This is a genomic window from Nocardiopsis potens DSM 45234 (genome assembly GCF_000341105.1).
GTDB classification, from domain to species: Bacteria; Actinomycetota; Actinomycetes; order Streptosporangiales; family Streptosporangiaceae; genus Nocardiopsis_A; species Nocardiopsis_A potens.
The window spans coordinates 1-3862 of sequence record NZ_ANBB01000111.1 but is presented as its reverse complement, the minus strand read 5'-3'; the positions used below and the strand labels follow the sequence as shown (position 1 = coordinate 3862).

Here is a 3862-nt window from a genome sequence, read left to right as displayed (position 1 = left end):
CTCGTCCCGATCGATCGGACCACCGGCATAGCTGGAGTCCCAGCCCTCGAAGTCCTCGCCGAACGGGGCCTGGGCCGTCTGCGCGTACGCCGACTCGTACAGGTCCCGCCATTCACCGACCTGCTCGGCCGCCGCCGACGGCTCCGCCCCGGCGGCCGGGAGCGCACCGGTGTCGGCCGCCGGGACGACGTAGCCGACCAGCCGCTGGTCGCCGGCCTGGTCCTCGCGCAGCACCACGGCGGCGTCGGACACCCCCGGGTGCTTGCGCAGCACCGCCTCGATCTCGCCCGGCTCGATCCGGAAGCCGCGGACCTTGACCTGGTCGTCGGCGCGGCCGGCGAACTCCAGCTCGCCGTCGGCGTTCCACCGGGCCAGGTCGCCGGTCCGGTACATCCGCGATCCGGGCGGACCGAACGGGTCCGCGGTGAACCGCTCGGCCGTCATCGACGTGCGCCCCAGGTAGCCGCGGGCCACGCCGCGGCCGGCCACGTACAGCTCGCCGGGCACCCCCGGCGGCACCGGGCGCAGCCGCTCGTCCAGCACGTACACCCGGGTGTTCACCACCGGCCGCCCGATCGGTGTGCGGCCGCCGCCGGTCAGCGCACCGCTGGTGGCCACCGACACGGTGCACTCGGTGGGGCCGTAGGCGTTGACCACCCGCCGGCCGGCGGCCCAGGTCCGCAGCAGGTCCGGCGGACACGGCTCGCCGCCGATGATGAGGTGCGACAGGTCCGGCAGCAGCGGGCCCGGCCCGCCGGTGGGGACGGTGCCCAGGATCGACGGGGCGATCAGCAGGTGGGTGATCCGCTCCTCGGCCAGCACGCCGCCCAGCACCTCGCCGACCAGCGGCGACACCCTCGGCAGCACCAGCGTCCCGCCGGCCAGCAGGGCCGCGGAGATCTCCGCGAAGGACACGTCGAAGCTGGGCGAGGAGAACTGCAGCACCCTGCTGCCCGGGCCGGTGCCGAACCGCTCGATCTGCGCGGCCGCCAGCCCGGCGATCCCGGCGTGGGTGAGCACCACGCCCTTGGGGACGCCGGTCGACCCGGAGGTGTGGATGACGTAGGCGGCGTCGCGCACCGACGCCCGGGGGGCGGGGTCCTCGGCGGAGCAGGCCCGCCAGGCGTCCCGCACCCGCGGGTCGTCCATCATCCGCACGACCGCCGGGTCCAGCTCCGCGGGCAGCCGGTCGGCCGCCTCCGCACTGGTCAGCACCAGGTCCGGGGCGACGTTGCCGACCATCTGGGCGATCCGGTCCGCCGGGTAGGCGGGGTCGAGCGGCGCGTAGGCGCCGCCGGCCTTGAGCACGGCGACGATCGCGGTCATCAGCTCCGCCGACTTCGGCAGCGCCAGGCCGACCCGCCGCTCGGGGCCGATGCCCTGGCCGATCAGCCAGTGCGCGAGCCGGTTGGCGCGCGCGTTCAGCTCGGCGTAGGTCAGGTCGGTGCCGTCCGCGGTGAGCGCGACCGCGCCGGGTGCGCTGCGCACCTGCTCCTCGAACAGCTCGGCCCAGGCGGCCTCGGGCAGCGCGGAGGCGGTGGCGTTCCACTCCTCCAGCACCCGGTCCCGCTCGTCGCCGGCGAGGATCTCGATGTCGCCGATGGGTCGGGCGGGGTCGGCCACGGCGGCGCGCAGCAGCCGCACCCAGCGGTCGAACAGCCCCTGCACCGTGCCGCCGTCGAACAGGTCGGTGGTGTACTCGATCTGGCCGTGCACGCCCGCCGGGGCGCCGTCCCGCCCGTGCTCCTCGCTGAACATGAACAGCAGGTCGATCCGGGAGGTGCGGGTGAGCGCGGTCTCCCGGGAGGTGCTGAGGTCGGGCAGCTCGAACCGCGCCCGGTCGGTGTTGAGCAGCGCGAACCCGACCTGGAACAGCGGGTGGTGGGCGGCGGAGCGGCGCGGGTTGAGCTCCTCCACCAGGTGCTCGAAGGGCACGTCCTGGTGGGCGTAGCCTTCCACGCTGGTCGCGCGGACCTGGGCGACCAGCTCGGCGAAGGACGGGTCGCCGGAGGTGTCGGTGCGCAGCACCAGGGTGTTGACGAAGAACCCGACGAGGTCGTCCAGCGCCTGGTCGGTGCGGCCGGCCACGCCGGTGCCGAGCGGGATGTCGGTGCCGGCGCCCATCCGGGTGAGCAGCGCGGCCATGGCCGCCTGCAGCACCATGAACACGGTGGCGCCGGAGGCGCGCGCGAACTCCGCGACGGCGGCGTGCAGGTCGGCGTCGACGTCCACCTCCAGCAGGTCGCCCCGGTAGGAGGCGACCGCCGGGCGGGGCCGGTCGGCGGGCAGCGCGATCTGCTCGGGCAGCCCGTCGAGCCTGGTCCGCCAGTAGTCGAGCTGGGCGTTGAGCAGGCTCTGCGGGTCGGATTCGGCGCCGAGCAGCTCGCGCTGCCAGAGCGTGTAGTCGGCGTACTGGACCGGCAGCGGGGCCCAATCGGGTGCGGTCCCCTGGACGCGCGCGCCGTAGGCGGCGGCCAGGTCGCGGGCGAGCGGCCCCATGGACCAGCCGTCGGCGGCGATGTGGTGCATCAGCACCAGCAGGACGCACTCCTGCTCCGCCACCCGGAACAGCCATCCGCGTACCGGGATCTCCGAGGCCAGGTCGAAGGCGTAGCCGGCGGCCTCCTCCAGTACGGCGCCGAGTTCCGCCTCGGTGACGTCGCGGGTCCGCCAGGCGATCCGCGCCTCATCGGCGGGGATGACCCGCTGGTGCGGTTGGCCGTCGCGTTCGGGGAAGACGGTGCGCAGCGACTCGTGCCGCTCGACGACGTCGTCGAGGGCCGCGCGGAGGGCGGTCTCGTCCGCGTTCCCCTTCAGGCGCAGCGCCAGCGGCATGTTGTAGGAGGCCGAGGGTCCTTCCAGTTTGTTGACGAACCACAGCCGGCGCTGGGCGAAGGAGAGCGGCACCGCCTCCGGGCGGGGGCGCGGGGCGGGGGCGGAGCGGATCCGCTCGCCCTCGTCCAGCCGCTCGGCCAGGCCGGCGACCGTGGGGTGCTCGAAGAGCAGCCGCACCGGCACTTCGACGCCGAGGGCGGCGCGGATCCGGCCGACCAGCCGGGTGGCGAGCAGCGAGTGGCCGCCCAGGTCGAAGAAGCCGTCGTCGACGCCGACCCGGGTGAGGCCGAGCACCTCGGCGAACAGGGCGCACAGCGCCTCCTCGCGTTCGGTGCGCGGTGCCCCGCCGGTGGTCAGCGCGTCGAAGTCGGGGGCGGGCAGTGCGGCGTAGTCGATCTTGTTGTGCGGGGTGAGCGGTACGGCGTCCACGGCCAGGACGGCCGAGGGCACCATGTACTCCGGCAGCACCTGCCGTGCGTGCTCGCGCACCGAGGAGACCAGTGCGCCGATGCGGCGGGAGCCGACGGGGTCGTTGGCCAGCCGCCGCCCGTCCTTGGCCGGGCGGTACACCCCGGCCAGGGGCGCGGTCGCGTCGAGCGGCAGCAGCACCGCCTCGAACGGGTCGGGCGCCTCCGGCGACCAGGTCGGCACCGCCCGCCCCCCGGCCCCTTCCAACCGGACCCGCAGCTCCTCGGGGTCGACGGGGGTGCCGGTGAGCGCGGCGCCCTCCTCGGTCGCCAGCCGGGCGTTGGGCAGGCCGGTGACGCGCCCCGGGCCGTCCCCGCCCGCCGCCCGCGCGGCCACCCCCTCCAGGTCGGCGACGTCGCGGCCCCAGACCAGGCGCGGCGCGCCGGCGACGTCGAGGGTCTCCGCGGCGTCCGCGCCGCCGTCCGCACCGCCGTCCGCGCGGTGCAGGACCGCCTCGTAGCGGTGCCGGGTCAGCTCGTTGTGCGCCCGGCCCGGTTTGAGCACCACCTCCACGGCGGCCGCCCGGCCGTCGCGCCCGGCCCACTCGGTGAAGAAACCG

The 3862-nt window shown here is 75.7% G+C and carries 1 protein-coding gene; it reads right to left on the bottom strand.

All coding sequences use genetic code 11. The features are described 5' to 3' along the window. Nucleotides 1–3862, bottom strand: a 3862-nt coding sequence (locus tag D459_RS0130100; RefSeq protein ID WP_017596706.1) for a non-ribosomal peptide synthetase, incomplete at both ends; no start/stop codon positions are given.